We start from the raw sequence: 18183 nt of genomic DNA, 5'->3' as shown, positions 1-18183 counted from the left end.
AAGTACAAAAACCAGTGCAGCCATCAGTGCATCTGCCTGAAGCCAATGGATTCCTGCTGTCATAGGGTGAGTCACCTTTCTGCTACTAGCTCTGAAACAGGCTCACTAACCCTTTGTCACCCGGATCAGTTTTACCAAGCTGACGCAGAACCTGCTCAGACTGCCAGGTATTAAGTGTCCTATGAGCTGTTCAGTTCCCAGTCCAGGTTGGCACAACAATTCAGCACAGGTATCCGTTGGCCAGTGCCCACCTTATTGGCCGGGATACACTTCCTTCCAGTTCACCCGCCCGGTGCGGTATGCTTCCTCACCAATCTTGTATTCCTTCAGGCCGCCATTGCCATCCGATGCGTAGGCCGACACGGCGCCTTTGCCGCTGTCCATAATCAGTGCACCGGTCGAGTCCTTATTCAATACCCCTGCCGCATTGGAGTCATGACTGTCTATGGCGCCATCACCGTTGGTATCCATGATGGGCGAGTTATGCCCGCCGCCAGTCTTGGCCTTCAAGGCCATCAGCCAGCCGTACTCCTTGGCACCGCACTGATTAGGATTGGGAATCAGGGTGGAGTAGATAATGCGCCCACGCCGCAACAGTGGCGTATTGATCACCATCTCCCCTGCACTGCTGTCCAGATCAAGCCGCCAGCCATAGCTGCCCACCGTATTGTTGCTGATCTGCCGGTAAGTAGTGCCGCTCTCGCTGTAGCTGGTGAAGGTCTGTGCTGTCAGGCTGGCGCGGCTGACAGGAAAGCTGAAACTGCTATTGCTCATGCTGTCATCCCGAATGCCATAGAGGCTGTTGGCGACGATATTGCTCACCAGATTGTCGCCGACATCGTGATATTTGCCGGTGCCGATATAGATCATCAGGCCCTGCCGGGTGAAGCCCAATTCTGGCTGCGCATAGATCGGCTGCACAGTGCCAGCTGTGGCGGTGGTGGTGGCAACAAACAGCGGCGCATTCTGCGCTACCTGCCAGTCACTGCTGTCAGACGAACTCAGATCGAACTTCCACAGATTGCCTTTCAGATCCCCCGCGTATATGTAGTCCACATTGCCATCGCCGTCGTAATCCACCGGAGCGATATTCGACAGGCCATTGCCCGTCTTGGCGCTACTGGCGATACCACTGACCTTACTGGTATCGATGCGGACTACATCTGCTTTGCTCCAGTGCTGATCCTGCATGGCATCGAGATACACCAGATAGAGCACGGCACTGCCAGCACTGCTTTCGTAGCCGTTGCCAAAAGCGACAGCCCAACGGTTGTTATTAAGGCGGATCACCGCAGGTTTGGAGAAGGTGTATCCCAGCGTGGAGGGAGAGCTGGCATCCGCGAACAATGCTTTATCGACCGCCTCATCGTATTCCCACAACACATGCTGGCTGGCACTGCTTTCTTTAACTGACGCGGGCGAGCTGACATCCAGTGCAAACACGGCTTTGCCGCCCGCCCGCATCCCGGCGGTGAGCACTGTATGCCAGTCATCATTGAAGAAGGCATCGACGATGGTCGGCGAACCATCCACCGAATACTGATGCTGATCGTTGCTGTGATCACTGTCATAGTCAGGATCCAGCATAGCGGCCATGGCATCCAGAGCGGCATTCGGTGCGTAGGCGAACACCTCCTTGCCCGTAGCCGCACTGAATCCATGCATCAGGCCGTCGTTGGCGCCGACGTACACCATGCCACTGCGGTTACTGTGGCTGCTACGAAAACTGCTGTAGAGGTGATGACTGCCTTCAAGGGCATCGGCATAACCGAAGTTGGGGCTGCCCACATAGACCGGCACCGAGTCAACGATATCCCCCAGTCGTGTCGCCTTGCCTTCCTTGGTTTTCCGGTTGCGAAACACGCCACCCTGATCCGCTTCCTGAGTATGACTACCGCGCAGGTAATCAATGGCCTGCTGCTGCGCAACTTCAGCATCAGACACGCTAAGCCCCGCGATCAACCGGGTCAGCTGAGCGCAGTTGAGCACCGTCTGATCACTGCTGCAGGTGGTATTCCCCGCTCGGAACGCCACACCTTTGAGGTTCTCATTGTCCCAGCTCAACAACTGCCGCGAGCTGGACAGGCTGGACTCGCTCATATTCTCCAGCTGGGTAGCAGCACTCCACTGTTTATTGAGCGTCAGGCTGTCATTGAACTGGTAGGCCACCAGATCGCCATTCCATGAATAGGTATTGTCGTAAGTAGACACAAAGATATAGCTGCCATCACGCACCGCGCTGCTGCTGGAAATCGGTGGCGTATAGCCGTTACTGGTAGCGACACTGGAGAAGACGTCATTCAGATAATCTGCCAGCTCGCTGAAGTTGTTGACCTTGAAATAGCTGTCCGGTGAGCCGTCACCGTCTTTATCCCACTCGTCGCGACTACCGGGCAGCAGATCACCATTGTGGTCATTGAAGCCGCCGTATTTGGCGGCCAGATAAAGTGGTGCCGGTGGCGTGGTAATGGCACTGGAGGCGGCGGCCACAAAGCGTGACGTACCGTAGGCATAGGTGGGTGTAGTCGATGCGTCACCATCGGAATACTTGCTGGTGTAGTTGTTGAGGTTGACCCAATCTTTGATGGTGGTGCTGACCGTCACCACATTTTGCTCAGCACTGCTGGCTGTGGAGCCAATCACCAGATACCCGGCGCTCAGTGTCTGCGAAGTCACCCGATACGGTACTCCTACCGTGACCTTCAACTGATTGCTGGCAGTCTCACCATCATCGCAGGCACTGCCGACGCACACATCAAACTCCTCAACCATGTCCATGTCATAATCACCGCCTTTGACGCCGTCTTCCCAGGCAACGAAAAAGCGCATATGGCTGATATTGCCTTTGCCATCAAACTGCTGCTCGGCAATCACCACATCATTCATACTGCAGTCATTAGCGCCGGTCTGGTTATAGCAACGCGGCACCAGGGTGATAGAGCCCGAATCAGTTTTAAAAGAAAACAGCGGCAACGCTTCGGACAGGGCCACACCATAGGTCTTGATCGTCTGGCTTTCGTCAAAGCCTGTTGCCGTTTTCAAGTCCTGGGTATGGGCATAGTACGCCAGCCCGGCCAGCCCATAGCTGCCCTGAGCCGCTGGCGCATCGGGGCAAATGCCTCTGGCGGTCGACAAGGCAGTGATGGTTTTGCTGTCACAACGCTTGCTGGTGCCACCGCTGGCTTCGCCGATCAGATAGGTTCCACCATTGATACCCTCGGCAGTACCAATCTTGTCGATATAGGTTTTCAGATCTGTAGCGTTGATGGATAACCCGGCATAGTTGCCATCCTCAAACATCTGGTCAGCGTCGTAGGTATTCACCCCGGATGACAGAATCAGGATCGAGCAGCTGGCACAACGCTCTTTGGCGGGCCAGGGGTCTGCCCCCCAACTGGTGGAACGGAACAGATTCAGGGTGAAGTAGGCCTGGTCATTGCTGCCAATGGCAAAGTCAGATGAGGGTGTACGCTGGCTTTCATCATCAATGGTCAGGTAGCGCAGCGCCTCCAGATACATTTCACCCAGCGGATTCTCCCAGTCGACACAATCACCGTCGTTGTCCTTGCCACCGTTCCAGCCACAGCTGTACGTCACATACGAGCTATCGTCCCGGCCGATAATCTGCAGGCTGTCGAGAATGCCGATGATAGACCGGTCATTCGTCCCCATGCTGGTGTTGTTGTCTGTCTTCAGCAGCACGCCGGTGTCGGTATCCGTTTCAGTGCCACTACTGTCGGTGGTGTTGAATGCCTCCAGCGGCTTACGCAACACCCCGCCCTTTTTGTATTTGTAGTAGCTGCCGCTGATCAGGCCGAAATCGAGCTTGCCGGTTTCCCCGTAGCGTTGCAGTAAACCCACCGGTTTGAGGGTCCCGGCAGGATACTGCTCACAATATCCACTGCGGTCATCCAGCCCGCCATTACATACCTGCACCCGGGCCTTGAAGGGCGAACTGCTGCTGATTTTGTCGCTGCTGCTAGGCTGCTCCCCCCCGGCATACTGACACTGATGGCCTTCCTGTGTCGCCCAGAATGGCCATGCGCCCTTGGCCACATGGATCAAGGGGGCATTCTTACTGGCGGGTGGATACTTTTTGCTGCCGCGTGTTTCCAGCGTCGACACCTGAGAGGCGTTACACAGGGTGATGGCAGTTTGAGAGTACGGCGATACCTGACTGACCGTAACGCTGGTGGTACTGCGGAATACCTTAGCGAAGGCGTGTACATCGTCCGGCAGAAAAGCACGCTCAAGTACGGTGTACGATCCTTTGGCACTGGGGTCACTGTAGCGACGGCCGCCGTAGAGCACCTTACGAATCAGGTCCATCCTCGACATGGTGCTCCAGTTGAGGAAGTTGCCACTCCAGGCACCTGTGCAAAGATGATTGCTGGCGGCTGCGAAAGGCACAAACATGTTGCCATCGTAGCTGTAACACAGAGCGGAATTGAAATAGCCATCATAGGTGATGCTGTTGTCGTAGGTAGTATCCAGTGCACCATCACCATTAAGATCGGTGTAATCGGGATAGGCTTTCTTGAACAGCTCATGCGCCTTGGATAACAGCAGCATGACCTTGGGTGTGGCAGATACCTGACTGGCAAAGGGCTTGCTGGCCAGTGCCGCCCGGACAGACAAAGGCTGACACCCCATCAGCAGCACCCAGATGATCCCCGTTAGACGTACAAAATGTCTGCCCTTCCCTTTGACAGACTGAATCGGCTTTAGCCACTGCATTTACTACCGCCCCAACAGCCAGACAATCAGGTTGTCAGTGGCACTGTGGCGACTCGGGTTCCCTTGGAGCGTACCGGTTAAATCCAGCGCATGGCCGCATCGCGGAACTGCCATCTATTCCGCGCCACCCAGCACAGGATGACGCTGAGCCCAGCGTTTTACAGAGATCGCACATCATCACGCCCCACGGAGCGGGAGTACACACCATGCGTACCACGTCAGCCAATACGCCGGTCAGCCCGGCAGCAGACAGCAGCCCTCTAACAGGCACACAAAAGGCCAAAAGCAGCATGGGCATGCTGGGCTCCATGGGGGTCAGGCTGCTAAATCAGACCAGTGTTGTGACAGATCCCATCAAGCGTTTCTTTAATGCCGCCATGGGATTGTTTCGTACTGACTCCGGTAAAATCAGGGTGCCCCAACACCTCAGCAGCGCCGAGCTGGAAAAGCTCCAGCATCAGTTGCGCAGTTTTCATCAGCAATGCCTGCAACAACAGCAGCACACCACACTGACCGCCGACAAACGCCATGGCAGCCGACAGCTCCAGCTGCATCAGATTCTGCTGTTGGCAGATGCGCTTAAGCATCAGCAAAAGACACAGGAAATGCGCGCAGCGCAGTGGCAGCAGCAACATCAGGGGGTGATTGATCACAATGACGATACCCGCAAGCTGATTGAGTCTTACAAGCGGCAGTGATTCGTCATCTCGCCTGACATCCACCTGAAAAGGTCAGGGAACTTCCCTGATGCCACAGTCCACTCAGAATGACAGTGACCATAAACCGTCACTCACTCTTCAGCATCACTGGCAGGGATTGACCATGACTCCTCACCAACTCAAAGCCAACCAATTTATTCAGCACTTCGGCAAAAGTATCCGTGCCTCACTGCAGTTAAAGGACGGCGTCTGTGCCCTGTACGACGCCGAGGATCAGGAAGTGACGGTAATTGAAGTACCCGATCACAGTGACAGTGCTATTTTCCATTGCTCTCTGTTGACGCTATCGAGTGACGTTTCGCCTCAGATACTGCGCAAGTTACTGTTACTGAACTTTGAAATCAGCGCCATGCAAGGTTGCTGGCTGGCAGTCGATGAACGCGACAACCTCTGCCTGTGTCATGTGCTACCACTGGATAAATCCGATGAACAACATTTCAGCAATAGCCTGACTGGCTTTATCGAGCAAACCAAAGACGTTCGCGCTTTCATTCAGGAACTACTGCGTCAGGTTGATGCCGCCTAACAGCTGATACTTTCCTGAGCACGGAACCCATCAAGAGACCATCATAAGATCGCGTGTGAGTCATCTCACTCATCGCAAGACTTAGCCAATGAGGAGGCTGGTTGCCCCGCCCCAGCCTGCCGTCACTTACCTCTATCGTTACCGCGAAGACTCCAGCCCAACCAACGCCAGTAACTGCTCTGCCCCATGAGCCAGCTGGTTGTACTGAATGGCCTGATCACTACCCTGCAGGGGAAACCACACCAACCAGTCACCCTTGTCATTGGTACAGGGGAAACAGTTTTCATAAACAGCCATATCACGAAAGCGCCTTTCCAGCACCGCCTTGAGTAACTTCGGACTCTGCTCGGCACGCGACACCGCCAGCTCAAGCCCTCGCCCGTGCTGGTCCTCCCGATAGGCCAGAATCACCCCCATGGCAAGAGGCACGGACATGGAGCGACCGATCATGGCCTGCTGTAATAGCTGCTCCAGCGCAGTGTTATTTAGCATCGGTATGCTCCCTCAATATGACGCCCGTCTCCGGACAAGACAGCGAAGGCGTGCTGTAACCACCTTGCAGAAAGAGAACAGGCTCCCGTTCGCTCAGCATGCTGCCCGTCAATCAGTGAACGAGTGAGAGGTGGTGTCCTGATCCTGCGGCAAGCCATCACGCATGGAAGGCGACCACCAGATCACCAGTTTTTCCGGCGTAGACAGCGGCCGAGAGCAACTGTCTGTGGTGCATGACTTATTACCTGCAGCAGCACAACCGGCCAACCCTAGCACCACGGCGATCAGAATGAATAAACGCATGACGAGTTCCTCAGGGCGTGACGGGAGGGGTAGATGATGCGACAGGCTCAATCAGTGACGGCCGTTGCAGACGATCAGGATCAGGAATCCTGACCGCCACCATGACCTCCGCCTGCTGCCAGGGCTTCAGTGCTGCGCCAGGCAATACGGCAACGGCCAGTGTCTCTCGGCTATCGCAACTGGCTTCATCAAATCGACGGCTCTCAGCACTGTTATTTCGCACCGCCCCGATCACCACAGCAAAGCGGTCATTGGCGTACCACTGCACCTTGTCCTTGAGGAACAGCATATTTTCCGCATGACAAATCTGCTCCGGGCCATAGACCGCGACAGGTGGCGCAGCCTGAAAACCCTTGGGCACGTAATGGTCAGCAAAGGCACTGAGGGCATCCTCCACCTCGCCACGGGTGACATGATGCTCCGCACTGCTGCTGCGCCCCTTCTGTTTGCGCAGTGCCTGATCCACCTCGTGGCGATTCTCATCGGAGACATACTTGATCGGATTGACCTCCGTACCGACCAGACGCGGCGTAATGATAAATAGCCGCTCGCGGTTGGAATGACTGGTGCTCTTGTACTTGAACAGATTACCCACCCCCGGCAGATCGCCCAGCAGCGGAATCTTGCTGTTCTGGTTCTGGCTTTGCTCCACATTGAAGCCGCCCACCACCAGTGAACGCTCAGCACGAATTACCGCCTGAGTGCTGATAGTGCCCCGGTTGACGCTGGGGGCAGTGCTGCCATCTGACTGTTCGATGCTACCGTCTTCAATATCCAGTGACAGCTGAATCAGTCGCTGCGGGCCTTCGCCAATGGAACGAGGGATCACCTGCAGGCTGGTGCCCGCGGTAACGGGGGTAATATTGGCCACCCGCTCACCGATGGCGGTGATATAGGCGGTATCGTTGAAGTCGATGACGGCTGGCTGGTTCTCAATGGTCAGAATCGACGGATTGGCAATCAGTGACGCATCGCCCTTGCTTTCCAGCGCACGAATCTGTGTGAAGAAATGGCCAAAATCCTGAATCAGGACCGTGGCGGAGGAACCACTGGCAATAAACGGATCAGCGCTTGAAGCATTGAACGTCGCCTCAGTGCTGCCACTACCAATACGCCAGTTAATACCCAGCTCAGCAACTTTACTGCGATCAATATCGAGAATGATGGCATCAATCTCAATCACGCTGCGCGGTTGGTCCAACTTGTCGATCAGCGCCTGATACATCGGCTCTTTTTCCGGATCATCCTGAATAAGCACAGCGTTATTACGAATATCAGCGCTGACTTTCGATCCGCCTTTCTTGCGATTGTTCTGTAGCTTCTGGTTGATTTCTTCTTGCGTCAGGCTGCGGTTGTTTACGCTGTCCTGAATACGGGTGGTGGCCTGTTCCTGCATGGCATCCAGTGCATTGAGACTGCTCTGCATGGTCATGTCGGCGGTATTGAAGCCAAGGGGCACCTCATTGCCACCTTTCTTCTCCAGCAGGCCACTAAGCATGGATGCCACACCAGGCACCACAATGGATTGCCCGCGATACTTGATAGAGCGGTCATCGGCCAGAGCGTATCTCAGCGGGAAAACCATGACCTCCAGCTTATCGTCACCCTTCTTTTTCTTCTTGCTCAGCGCTTTGACGAAATCCACGTACTGTTTAGGGCCCGACACGATCACCACACCTTCGTCGGGCAACTCACCCCAGCCAAAACGCTCATCCAGCAAACCTACGTGCGTCAGTGCATCCTTGAGATCAGAGACCGCATCTTCCGACACATCCAGACTGACAGAGGTCTGCTCATCCTGCGGGCTGACATACAGCGTACCGTTGTAGACGAACCACAGGAACTGGTGTTCCAGCGCCAGCCGATCAAGGTATTCCAACGCATTGTTAGCGCGCAGCTTGCCATCGACGGTACCGGAGACGTTGCCCATATCGAGCTTGACCCCAAAGGTACGGGCAAAATCCGATAATGCCAGCTCCAGTGGAGTGTCATGCGCATCATAGGCGAAGGCGGTGGTCTTCCAGCTTTCGGGAACCGCTGCGTACGATGAACCGCCGTACAGCAGGCCGAGCAACAACAAAATCAAGGTAATTCTACGCATAACACCCTCATGTTATTCGTACTGTTCATCGTTCCCGCAGGGTAGAGAAGGCTCAACCAAGTCGCTATCGACTCAGCCGCAGGTGCTGCTAGTAGTTGTAGTTGTTGTTTTTGCTTAACGAAAGCCTCGTAACTGCTGAGACAGAGAAAGGGGTAAAACACTGGGGCTGCGCGGCACAACACTCTGGTTGCGGCCGCTTCGATGACGTGACTGATAGCTGAGCAGCATGTCATGCCACACCTCGGCCTGATTGGCCAGCTGCTCCACGACACTAAGCACATCTGTGCTGTCCTGCTGAGCGGATTCGCCATTGCAGGCAACCCACTTCACCAGCACACACTGTCCATCGTCGGGATTCAGTGCCAGTGCCCCGACAAAGCGCCCCAGACCGGCAGAAGCCAGCTGCAACAACAAGCGGGGATTGAAACCGGCGTCGTGCAGAGACATACCAAACTCGAACGCACAGCCAACCCCCCCATGCTGTTTGCTCAGGACACAGCTGAAGCGGTCAATGTCCAGTCGCAATTGCTGATCTGACGCTGCCAGCCAGCGGGCAATGCCTTCCCTGGTTTCCTGCATAGCAGGCATCTCAACGAATCTCGTTGATGATCGCTTTGGCCAGATTATGCTTGACCTGCAGCTCCTGATTCACTGCCCAGCTGGCAGTGGCGTTTTGTCGCATGGCCGAGTTAAAGGCATAGATGTCATCAAGCGATGCCCCCTCCAGATTGGTGGCAATGTCATCCATGTTTTTCTGACTGCGCTCGAACTGGGTATCAAGGCGATGACGAACGGATTCTACCGAAGACATAGGAACCTCCCATTAGCATGTAATCAGTAATCTATGGGTGGTTCAGCATGTCTGAAGGTTCCCGGAATCACCCCGGACAGGAAGGGGGATTAGACGATAAAGCGGGGAAAGTCACGCAACATCACGCCAGACCCAGTGACACCGGCAGGACACTGACACCCGTGGATTACATTAATGGTCTTCGGTATGGGTATTCAGCGTACTGTTCAATTGTTCACAGATAGCTGACCAGGAGCAGCGGAACACTCCGGCGTCTGTTTCCAGAATGACGCTGTCATCAGCAACAAAGGGGTCGGTTTCTAACTGCCAGTGGCGTACCCTCTGTTGCTGTAACGCCTGCTCCAGCACGGGTTGCAGCGCCGTGGTGCAGCGTAGCACGGCAGGTACGGCCTGCCGTTGTGTGGCCACCAGCTGGCGCACCAGACTCTGGCCTCGCAACTCTGCTGACATGTCCCCCAATACCGCCTGCAATGCACTCTGCACCAGCTGCTCTGCAACCTGCTCCACCTCGTCCCACAACGCATCACGCTGTTGCTGCAAGGTTTGCAATAATCCATTCGCCTCCTGCCAGACCTCTTCCTGTGCCTGTGCCCGGGCCTGCTCAGCCAGTACAGCGGCCTGCGCCCGGGCCTCACCCAACAGACTCTCAGCCTGCAGCTCCGCCTGCTCAAGTAATAATGCCGCCTGTTGCTCAGCACGTGCAGTGATCTGCTCTACCGTAGTACATAACTGTAACTGCCGGGCGGTGATGACGGGTAGCAATGCGAGATCTTCAGCGCTCTGCAGGGAGATCCGTCGTCTAACGAACATGGACACTTTCACTCCTGAAGATGGATGACAAGCTGGCAGCGGTAAGGGTGGCAGGCATGCGGTCAACCGACATTTCCCACCTCTTCCGTATGACTATTGGATATTCGCCACATTACCGCATGCCATAGCTGATTGAGACGATTGGCCGGCACTGGCTCCAGATGCTGTAACGACAGTACCCAGTCACTGGGAAAGCACAGCTTTGCCCTACTCCAGGTAGCGACTGACATCCACTGCTGTAACAGCGCCAGTCCTACCTGCTCTCCGGGCAAGTGCGGGTGCTGGGCTACCGACCAGTTGCCCGGCATTAACGCCTTGGCCAAGTGCCGGCACCAGCTGACATCCGAAGGCGATATGCCATGGGCACCGGATTGCCGAACCGCTACTTCTGCCGCCAGATTGAGTACCTGCAGCCGCTGGTCATGCGACAGCACCACCCACTGCAGCAACACATCACCCGGCATGGAGGGTGCCTCGTCGGCAAGATCAAACATCTGCCGTAATTGCACCTCATCCAGCTGTTGCCATAGCGCACACCTTTGACCCCTGATAAGACAACGAAGGCTGGACGGTATACACACTTCTATCCAGGAGTCATGCATCTGCTGCCAGGGTTGCTGCCAGAACTGCAACCATGGCAATAACTGCTCAGCCGTAGCGGTCATACTGAACGGTTACCGGCTCAAGGAATGGCAAAGGGTGAAAAGGATCATCGTCCGGGAGCCTTGCCTGTTGCGCCAAGACCGACGCGCCCCAACAAGGCGTTGCGCCATTCCGGCTTCAGCCACAAACAGAGGGCAATCATCGACAGCAGCAGAAACAGCACCCCAGTGATCAGACTCCACTGCCAGAAACGCAAGGACTCCACAGGCAGCAAGAACGGACCAAAGCTAACGAGTCTCTGCTGCTCGTGATACTCCTCTGCAGGCACAAAAACCACTGCCAGCTTGTCTTCTTTGTCGGTAAGACCTGGGATACTGCTGCGCACCAGACGTTCAACACGGGGGCGAATAACATCAGGATCAAGATCAGCCCGATGCTTGATAAACACGGCTGCCGAAGCTGGCTGCACCGGCTCTCCCGGCGCTACCCGCTCAGGCAGCACCACATGGACCCGGGCGACAAGCACACCATCAATCTGCGACAGCGTCGACTCCAGCTCCTGCGACAGGGCATAGATATAACGCGCCCGCTCCTCCAGCGGTGAGGAAATCACGCCTTCCTTACGGAACACCTCACCCATATTTTCGCGGGACTTACGCGGCAATCCGGCAGCATCCAGAATGCGAACAGCTCGAGCCATGTCCGGCACATCAACGATAACCGTGATACCCTCCTTGGTGATGGTCTTGTCCGCTTCGATGTGCTTCGATGCCAGTTCAGCAATCACCTCGTTGGCATCCGCTTCAGTCAGATTACGATTCAGCTCCACCTGTTCCTGGCAGCCAGCCAGCAACGCCAGCATGCCCGTCAGTAATACCACTATCAGGTAGCGCCCCATACTTTCTCCCGCTCTGCGGCTCAGTACTTATTTAACAGCCTCCGGCCGTTTACTGCAGGCTGGTGAGTTTTTCGATTGCCTGCGAACCTTTGCTGATCAGCTTGGTGGTCAGCAAACTTTCCAGATAGAAAGAGGATAACGAGCGGTTAGCCGCTATCACGTCTTCCGGGCTGGAAGACTTGGAGGCTTTACGTAACGCCTTGTTAGCCTTGTCTGACAGCGCCTGCAAGTGCTCTGATGAGCCAGATAGCTGATCAACAATGCGCTCGGCCACGTTGGTATTGCTCTGGTCCTGCTGGGGAGCCTGCATCGCCGCACTGAAAAAATGCACGTCCTGCTGAGAAGGTGCCTTTATCTTGCTCTGTTCACCCGACTCGCCCGCGGAAGGGATACTGACCTGTCCCAGCCCCTGAATATCTTTCACTGACATGAGAACCTCCTGCCAACACTATCGACGACAATGAAAAGAGGCGGATGACCTCCCGGTGATCACCCGCCATCATCGCCTTCCAGACTCAGGCAGCGACTTTATGCATTGCCTGATTGACAAGACTGTTCGCCAGTAACATGGCATCCATATCCGTTTGCTGGTTGCCAGTGCTCTTACCATCCATAGTGTCTTTCAGCATGCTGATCGCCTGCTTAAACTTGTCCATACTTTCTTTGGACATACCATCATCATCAGGATTGCTCAGTGCATCAGCCCATGACTTGTCATCCGTCTTTGCTTTGTCCCAGTTATCTTTCTGATACTCAGGCTTACCGAAAATTTCAGGGTTTTGGTCCATGAAACGACCAATATCCTTTGCCATTTCCCGGTCTTCTTTATTCACGAAGTAGCGTGTGTCGCTATCATTGTGAGTACCGATGCTGTCCAATGCGGTCTTACCGGCATAGGAAGCAAAGCTGCCAGCTGTAGCAACACCTGACTGCATAGCGGGACTCATATTACCCAGCGTGCTGCCGCCGCCAAAGCCTGTACTTTGAGGAGACGCACTACCAAAGCCCGCACCACCAAAGCCGCCGCCGAAACCACCTCCCAGACCACCAATCTGGCTGCCCAGACCACTGATCGAGCCACCGATGGCCGAACCCAGTGCATCGCCCAGCGCACCACCAATCATGCTACCGCCAAGGCCGCCCAGGGCTCCGCCTGCCACGCTACCCGCCATACCGCCAAGACCGCTGATGGTATTACCTACATCACTCACCATGCCACCTGCACCACCCAACATCTGCTGCAAGCCACCGCCCAACACACTGGACAAAGCATCTTTCAGGCCCTTGGTAAATTCCTGTAGCTCATTCTTATCCAGATAGTTATCTTCACTCATCTCGTCCTGCCAGTTGCGCACATTACCGGTGGCATCATCTGGCCCGCTATAGTTGGACTTATTTTGATCCATAAACTTGGCAATCATATCCATCAAAGGATTGTTGCCGGGGTTATTAAAGGTGGCGCCATCACCTTGTTTCTGAAACAGCGCCTGTGTCAGCGCATCGGCCAGCATATCTGCCAGCGGATTGGTGCTGCCACCCTGGGAACCTTGCTGCGACGGTGCGGCACCTTTGTTGGTGTCGCCCTGCAGCAATCCGCCGGAGTTATCAAGAGGAATACTGATAGTCAGGGTTGCATTGATCATTCACTTTTCTCCTTCAAAGTCGGCAGATAGCAACCACGACCAGTAAGCCTCGGGAAACTATCTCCGGAGCATTACCACGAATGACAGGAGCCACTACACACGTCCAGACCGGACCCCTGCCATCCCTGGAAACGTAAACCAATCTTAGTAGTTGATCGCCTTGCCGCTCTGAGTAGCGGCGTTGTTGGCTTTGTTAGCTGAGTCAACATAGCCGTTCATGATACTGTTGACGGTGTCAGTCTTCATTTTGTCAGACTGCGCCGCCGCATTCATTTTGGTGGTTTCTGCAGAGGTTTTATCCAGAAGCTGCAAAGCATCCTGAGAAGCCTGCAAACCTTGACCACCTAGACTACCTAGAACTGAACTCATAATTTTCACCTATCTAAAGTCAGAAGAATGTGTTCTGGATTTCGGACACGCCGATGCATGTCTCGCTGGTTAAGTGGTGGTCACCCGACTCCGGTTCCGCCGCTTTTTTCACTTTTTTCCGTCCCCAGATCAGGTGAAAAAACTGCGGAACCAGCCCCTGATGCCCTCCCACTCAGCTTCGGCATACCGCTGACATAGCGGTTCTTATGCGGGCAACATCGTTGAGGATTGCAACGCAAGAGGAGATGAAGGATGGCAATTTCAGGCAGCTGTCACAGCGGGTCTTTCCCGCCACAACAGCCCATAGCCGACGGCGGATTTCGGAGTCCACCCAGAGAAAAAAGGCTGGAGATAACCCTGAGTATAACTATTGATGACGACCCTCGTTCTGCACGGGGTCAGGGCTCTCAGGGCGGTAGCAATAGCAGGGCTGGCGGGGGCAGTCTGTTCGATGCGCAGGGTAATCCACTGGCATTTAACGATGGCCATCTTTATGGCGGACAAGGTGGAGGGAATGGCAGCAACCAGAGCCACTACCCAAGCGGCGCTCCTCTGGGCAATGCCGGCGGTAGTGGTAATGCACAAGGCAACAGCGGCACCGGCGGCACTGGCAATAACGATTTCGACAGCATCAACCGTGATCTGGAACAGCTCAGCCAGCGCATGTTAAAGGACAATCTTGATGCGCTCGAGATGATGGAGCACACCATTGCCGAGACAGTTGTGCAAGCCAGCATTGCTCAGTCTGAAAAACTGATAGTCGATACTAAAAACGCTATTTCCAATGGCTATGTGGATTCAGCCAACAAGGCGAACAACGCTAACACTCAAAGTGGCAAGGGTATCAACTTCTGAATACCTTCAGCCTGCACTCCACCCGTTCGGCCAGCCGCCGTGCTGGCCGCCTGTATTCCCACACAAGCAACACGCCCTCTGCCCCCGAAGGCTAAAAGCCTCATCAGCTGCGCCCAATTGTCACGTTTTACTGACAACCTGTGTCTTCATCAAATCGCGACCACTAGCACCAGACCAGCCAATCAAGTAACTTAACCGTTTAATTAGCAGTGCTAATACGCTGTTTTCTGAGGTTTATTGCGGGCAAGCCTTTACGATGGAAAACCTTAGTACTCTCGTCTTCCCGAACATCAGTGCTGATACTCTGCTACAGGAAAACAGCCTGCTGCGCGCACTGATCGAGTCCATGCGTGATCCTGCCATCTTTGTCACTGACCCTGACCAGGGCTATCGCTTTATTCTGGTAAATGAGGCGGTTTGCCGTCATTTTGGTGTCAGCCGGGAAACCGTGCTGACCTGGACCCCGGCAGATATCGACCCTCATTACGATCCCCATAAGCTACTGCAGCTGGAAAACTATCTGGCGATACATAAGACTCACACCTTCGAGTCTGAGCATGTTTTGCCAGGCGGGCGCCATGTCCCCGTCGAGATCATCGTCAATTACTTCGAGCACAACGGTAAAAGCCTGATTGTGGGCTATTTCCGTGACATATCCGAACGCCGTCAGGAAGAACGACGCCGCCGTGCTGAACATGTCCTGCAGCAGCGATTCAAAATCGAGCAACAGCACAAACAGGTTTTCGATAACCTGACTGATGATTTCTATCTGCTGGATATCACTCCCGAGCGCCGTCTGCTGATTGTTGATGTCAATAAAGTCTCAGCCCAACGTCTGGGCTTACCCGCTGAACAGATCATCGGACGCTATCTCGATACCTTCCTGCCGCCGGAGAAAGTTGCCAGCTGCTACTCACAGAAACTCATCTGCACCGACACCGGCCAGCCCTATCATTACGAAGAAAATGTGCTGCTCAATGGAACCTTATGCACCTTCGATACCACCATCATTCCTATCTTTAATGATCAGGGCGAGGTGTATCGGATTGCCGGTATATCCCGCGACATTACCGAGAAGAAACGACAGGAAATGGAGAAATTGCTCAGGGAACAGGAATTCAGAGCCCTGGTCGAGCATTCGCGCGATGTAGTGATCCGTTATGACACTGAATGTCGCAGAACCTATGCCAACCCGGCCTACCTGAAGATCGCCCATGCCAGCCAGATGGAAGATGTGCTAAACAAGACTCCACTTGACGACTCTGTGATCAAGCACAATGATCAGGCCCTGTACGATAAGATCAAGAACGTCGTGGACTCTGGCACTGCGCAGGAGCTGGACATCATCTGGACCGATGACGGTATCGAGTATTGCTACGAAGCTCATCTTATCCCCGAGTTCGACAATCAACAGCATGTTTGCAGCGTACTGTGTATTGGTCGTGACTACTCCCAGCGTCGCCATGCCGAACTGGCGCTGCAAAAGCGAGAACAGGAATTCCGCACTCTGGTGGAGAACTCCCCGGACACGATTTGCCGTCACGAACTCAATGGCCGCCGTATCTACATCAACCCCAAGATCATCAAAATGTCGGGCGGTCTGTCGCGGGTCATCATCAACTCTTCCCCGCTGGAGTATCCTGGTGGCGAAGAAGGCCTGATGTACCATAACAAGATCAAGGAAGTGATCTGCAGCGGCGAAAACCTCGAATTTGAATTGAACTGGATGTCGATCAAAGGTCCGGCCTGCTCGCTGATCAATCTGGTGCCCGAACGCGGCCCTGATGGCCGTATCAACAGCGTGCTGGCCATCGGCCGCGACATCACCCTGCTCAAGCGCTTTCGCCAGGATCTGGAGTATTCACGCAGCCAGCTGCGGGAACTGGTGGCTCACCGTGAACGCACTCGCGAGGGTGAGCGCAAGCATATTGCACGCGAGGTGCATGACGAGCTGGGTCAGCAGCTCACCGCCCTGAGTATGGAAATTCAGAGCATGAGTGTACGCTACGGAAAATCCGATGAAGCCTTCACTCAGCAACTGGGGCGTATTCGCAAACAGCTGCAACACACCATCTCCTTTACCCGTAATCTGGTATCACGCCTGCGACCTGGCGCGCTGGATATGGGCTTTATTGCCGCGCTGGAATGGCTGGTAGAAGACTTCAAGCAGCGCAATCGCAGCTGTGAATGCCGGCTCACCCTGAACTGTGCTGACGTTAGTCTGCCAGAAGACATTGCGACAGCGGTGTTCCGTATCGTACAGGAATCACTGACAAACATTATCCGCCATGCCAATGCCAGTCAGGTGCACATTCTGCTGCATGAGCTGGATTCTCATCTGCTTCTGGGCATTCGCGATAATGGTTGCGGCTTCGACAGCAAACGTCAGCACAGTGAATCCTTTGGCCTGATGGGCATTAAGGAGCGCGCCATCATGATCCGGGGTGAACTCTATCTGTTCAGTGCCCCCAACAAAGGCACCTATATTGAACTCCATATTCCCCTTGGCAACACTAGAAGAGGCATCGATGAAGATTCGCTTGTTGATTGCAGATGACCACTCCATTGTGCGTGAGGGACTGAAACAGCTGCTTGCACTGTATGACGACATTGAACTGATGGCCGAAGCAGTCGATGGCGACCATCTGTTGACCATTCTGGAGCAGCAGCAGCCTGACATTCTGACTCTGGATATTTTGATGCCAGGACTCAGTGGCATTCCCCTGATTGAAACTATCGCCAAGCGCTATCCTGAGCTGCCGATTCTGATACTCAGCATGCACAATGAGACGCAGATTGCCCGCCGCACCATCCGCGCAGGGGCACGCGGCTATCTCAGCAAGGACTGCGATGCCAACACCCTGATCGCCGGGATTCGCAAGCTGGCTCAGGGAGGCCGCTATATCCAGTCCGATGTGGCCGAAAAACTCGCCTTCGACTTTGACGAGGCGATCGATACACCCAAACATGACAGTCTGTCGAAGCGGGAATTTCATATTTTCTGCCTGCTGGCACGCGGCCTCAGCGTCAATGAAATCGCTGAAGAACTGTGCATCAGCAACAAAACAGTCAGCACCCATAAATTCCGGCTGATGCAAAAAATGAGCTTTTCCAGCCATACAGAAATTGTGCGTTATGCCCTCGCCCACAACCTGATCAGATAGCTCACGCCCTCTGTGTGGCCGGTGAATCAATCCCAGGCACTCGCCGGCACATTTCCCTGATCCGCTGTCAGTTATCCCCCTACCGTTATTACCGACTAGATTTGCGTAATTGCTGCGCTTTTTCGACCTTACCCTGCTCCTAAGGGGAACCT

The 18183-nt window shown here is 54.6% G+C and carries 17 protein-coding genes; 5 read left to right on the top strand and 12 right to left on the bottom strand.

The features are described 5' to 3' along the window. Positions 1-252: 252 nt before the first annotated feature. Positions 253-4737 (bottom strand): pilus assembly protein, encoded by a 4485-nt coding sequence (locus WH50_RS05365; RefSeq protein ID WP_110186395.1) that lies wholly within the window; start codon positions 4735-4737, stop codon positions 253-255. A gap of 206 nt (positions 4738-4943) precedes the next feature. On the opposite strand from WH50_RS05365, the gene WH50_RS05360 reads away from it, so the two are divergent. Both WH50_RS05360 and WH50_RS05355 read left to right on the top strand, forming a co-directional pair. Further along, the gene (locus WH50_RS05360; protein ID WP_110186394.1) at positions 4944-5435 is read left to right on the top strand and encodes a hypothetical protein; all 492 of its coding nucleotides are present in this window, start codon (positions 4944-4946) and stop codon (positions 5433-5435) included. A 124-nt stretch (positions 5436-5559) separates the two neighbouring features. Next, positions 5560-5982: a type III secretion system chaperone gene (locus WH50_RS05355; protein ID WP_110186416.1), complete on the top strand. Its 423-nt coding sequence runs from the start codon at positions 5560-5562 to the stop codon at positions 5980-5982. 138 nt (positions 5983-6120) lie between these two features. Here the strand turns inward: WH50_RS05355 and WH50_RS05350 are convergent, their stop codons facing one another. The 11 genes from WH50_RS05350 to WH50_RS05300 all read right to left on the bottom strand — a co-directional run bounded on the left by WH50_RS05350 (position 6121) and on the right by WH50_RS05300 (position 14012). Then, positions 6121-6474: a hypothetical protein gene (locus WH50_RS05350; RefSeq protein ID WP_110186393.1), complete on the bottom strand. Its 354-nt coding sequence runs from the start codon at positions 6472-6474 to the stop codon at positions 6121-6123. A 108-nt stretch (positions 6475-6582) separates the two neighbouring features. Beyond that, the gene (gene hrpT, locus WH50_RS05345) at positions 6583-6777 is read right to left on the bottom strand and encodes an HrpT family type III secretion system protein (protein WP_110186392.1); all 195 of its coding nucleotides are present in this window, start codon (positions 6775-6777) and stop codon (positions 6583-6585) included. Positions 6778-6787: 10 nt separating this feature from the next. Continuing rightward, entirely contained in the window at positions 6788-8878 is a 2091-nt protein-coding gene (gene sctC, locus WH50_RS05340; RefSeq protein WP_110186391.1) for a type III secretion system outer membrane ring subunit SctC, read from the bottom strand. Between the two features lie 114 nt (positions 8879-8992). Continuing rightward, positions 8993-9466: a hypothetical protein gene (locus WH50_RS05335; RefSeq protein ID WP_110186390.1), complete on the bottom strand. Its 474-nt coding sequence runs from the start codon at positions 9464-9466 to the stop codon at positions 8993-8995. A 1-nt stretch (position 9467) separates the two neighbouring features. Continuing rightward, complete coding sequence (locus WH50_RS05330) at positions 9468-9689, bottom strand: serine kinase (RefSeq protein ID WP_110186389.1); 222 nt, start codon at positions 9687-9689, stop codon at positions 9468-9470. Between the two features lie 171 nt (positions 9690-9860). After that, positions 9861-10499, bottom strand: a complete 639-nt coding sequence (locus tag WH50_RS05325) for an HrpE/YscL family type III secretion apparatus protein (protein ID WP_110186388.1) — start codon at positions 10497-10499, stop codon at positions 9861-9863. 62 nt (positions 10500-10561) lie between these two features. After that, positions 10562-11164, bottom strand: a complete 603-nt coding sequence (locus tag WH50_RS05320) for a hypothetical protein (protein WP_133251246.1) — start codon at positions 11162-11164, stop codon at positions 10562-10564. A gap of 44 nt (positions 11165-11208) precedes the next feature. Next, a complete protein-coding gene (gene sctJ / locus WH50_RS05315) occupies positions 11209-12000 on the bottom strand; it encodes a type III secretion system inner membrane ring lipoprotein SctJ (RefSeq protein WP_110186386.1) in 792 nt (263 codons plus the stop codon). A gap of 49 nt (positions 12001-12049) precedes the next feature. Beyond that, on the bottom strand, positions 12050-12430 hold the full coding sequence (gene sctI, locus WH50_RS05310) for a type III secretion system inner rod subunit SctI (RefSeq protein ID WP_110186385.1): 381 nt from the start codon (positions 12428-12430) through the stop codon (positions 12050-12052). Between the two features lie 85 nt (positions 12431-12515). Continuing rightward, positions 12516-13643 carry a hypothetical protein gene (locus WH50_RS27110; RefSeq protein ID WP_116453718.1) on the bottom strand — a complete coding sequence of 376 codons (1128 nt, stop codon included), beginning with the start codon at positions 13641-13643 and terminating at the stop codon, positions 12516-12518. A 144-nt stretch (positions 13644-13787) separates the two neighbouring features. Continuing rightward, positions 13788-14012: a type III secretion system major pilin HrpA gene (locus tag WH50_RS05300; protein WP_110186384.1), complete on the bottom strand. Its 225-nt coding sequence runs from the start codon at positions 14010-14012 to the stop codon at positions 13788-13790. Between the two features lie 252 nt (positions 14013-14264). Here WH50_RS05300 and WH50_RS05295 point away from each other — a divergent pair, with 252 nt between their 5' ends. The 3 genes from WH50_RS05295 (at position 14265) to WH50_RS05285 (ending at position 18031) form a co-directional block, all read left to right on the top strand. Continuing rightward, positions 14265-14867 (top strand): type III secretion system major pilin HrpA, encoded by a 603-nt coding sequence (locus WH50_RS05295; RefSeq protein WP_110186383.1) that lies wholly within the window; start codon positions 14265-14267, stop codon positions 14865-14867. A 256-nt stretch (positions 14868-15123) separates the two neighbouring features. After that, complete coding sequence (locus WH50_RS05290) at positions 15124-17424, top strand: PAS domain-containing sensor histidine kinase (protein ID WP_110186382.1); 2301 nt, start codon at positions 15124-15126, stop codon at positions 17422-17424. Next, a complete protein-coding gene (locus tag WH50_RS05285; protein ID WP_110186381.1) occupies positions 17396-18031 on the top strand; it encodes a response regulator transcription factor in 636 nt (211 codons plus the stop codon). The genes WH50_RS05290 and WH50_RS05285 overlap by 29 nt, the downstream gene beginning before the upstream one ends. The last annotated feature ends 152 nt before the right edge of the window (positions 18032-18183 follow it).

This window comes from Pokkaliibacter plantistimulans (assembly GCF_003194385.1).
Classification (GTDB): domain Bacteria; phylum Pseudomonadota; class Gammaproteobacteria; order Pseudomonadales; family Balneatricaceae; genus Pokkaliibacter; species Pokkaliibacter plantistimulans.
The sequence above is the reverse complement of the archived record's forward strand: the minus strand, read 5'-3'. Positions and strand labels throughout refer to the sequence as shown.

Bases quoted from the DNA above. Each gene is read 5' to 3' on its own strand.
- WH50_RS05365 (WP_110186395.1), bottom strand. From the start codon at position 4,737: ATGCAGTGGCTAAAGCCGATTCAGTCTGTCAAAGGGAAGGGCAGACAT.
- WH50_RS05360 (WP_110186394.1), top strand. From the start codon at position 4,944: ATGCGTACCACGTCAGCCAATACGCCGGTCAGCCCGGCAGCAGACAGC.
- WH50_RS05355 (WP_110186416.1), top strand. From the start codon at position 5,560: ATGACTCCTCACCAACTCAAAGCCAACCAATTTATTCAGCACTTCGGC.
- WH50_RS05350 (WP_110186393.1), bottom strand. From the start codon at position 6,474: ATGCTAAATAACACTGCGCTGGAGCAGCTATTACAGCAGGCCATGATC.
- hrpT (WP_110186392.1), bottom strand. From the start codon at position 6,777: ATGCGTTTATTCATTCTGATCGCCGTGGTGCTAGGGTTGGCCGGTTGT.
- sctC (WP_110186391.1), bottom strand. From the start codon at position 8,878: ATGCGTAGAATTACCTTGATTTTGTTGTTGCTCGGCCTGCTGTACGGC.
- WH50_RS05335 (WP_110186390.1), bottom strand. From the start codon at position 9,466: ATGCCTGCTATGCAGGAAACCAGGGAAGGCATTGCCCGCTGGCTGGCA.
- WH50_RS05330 (WP_110186389.1), bottom strand. From the start codon at position 9,689: ATGTCTTCGGTAGAATCCGTTCGTCATCGCCTTGATACCCAGTTCGAG.
- WH50_RS05325 (WP_110186388.1), bottom strand. From the start codon at position 10,499: ATGTTCGTTAGACGACGGATCTCCCTGCAGAGCGCTGAAGATCTCGCA.
- WH50_RS05320 (WP_133251246.1), bottom strand. From the start codon at position 11,164: ATGACCGCTACGGCTGAGCAGTTATTGCCATGGTTGCAGTTCTGGCAG.
- sctJ (WP_110186386.1), bottom strand. From the start codon at position 12,000: ATGGGGCGCTACCTGATAGTGGTATTACTGACGGGCATGCTGGCGTTG.
- sctI (WP_110186385.1), bottom strand. From the start codon at position 12,430: ATGTCAGTGAAAGATATTCAGGGGCTGGGACAGGTCAGTATCCCTTCC.
- WH50_RS27110 (WP_116453718.1), bottom strand. From the start codon at position 13,643: ATGATCAATGCAACCCTGACTATCAGTATTCCTCTTGATAACTCCGGC.
- WH50_RS05300 (WP_110186384.1), bottom strand. From the start codon at position 14,012: ATGAGTTCAGTTCTAGGTAGTCTAGGTGGTCAAGGTTTGCAGGCTTCT.
- WH50_RS05295 (WP_110186383.1), top strand. From the start codon at position 14,265: ATGGCAATTTCAGGCAGCTGTCACAGCGGGTCTTTCCCGCCACAACAG.
- WH50_RS05290 (WP_110186382.1), top strand. From the start codon at position 15,124: ATGGAAAACCTTAGTACTCTCGTCTTCCCGAACATCAGTGCTGATACT.
- WH50_RS05285 (WP_110186381.1), top strand. From the start codon at position 17,396: ATGAAGATTCGCTTGTTGATTGCAGATGACCACTCCATTGTGCGTGAG.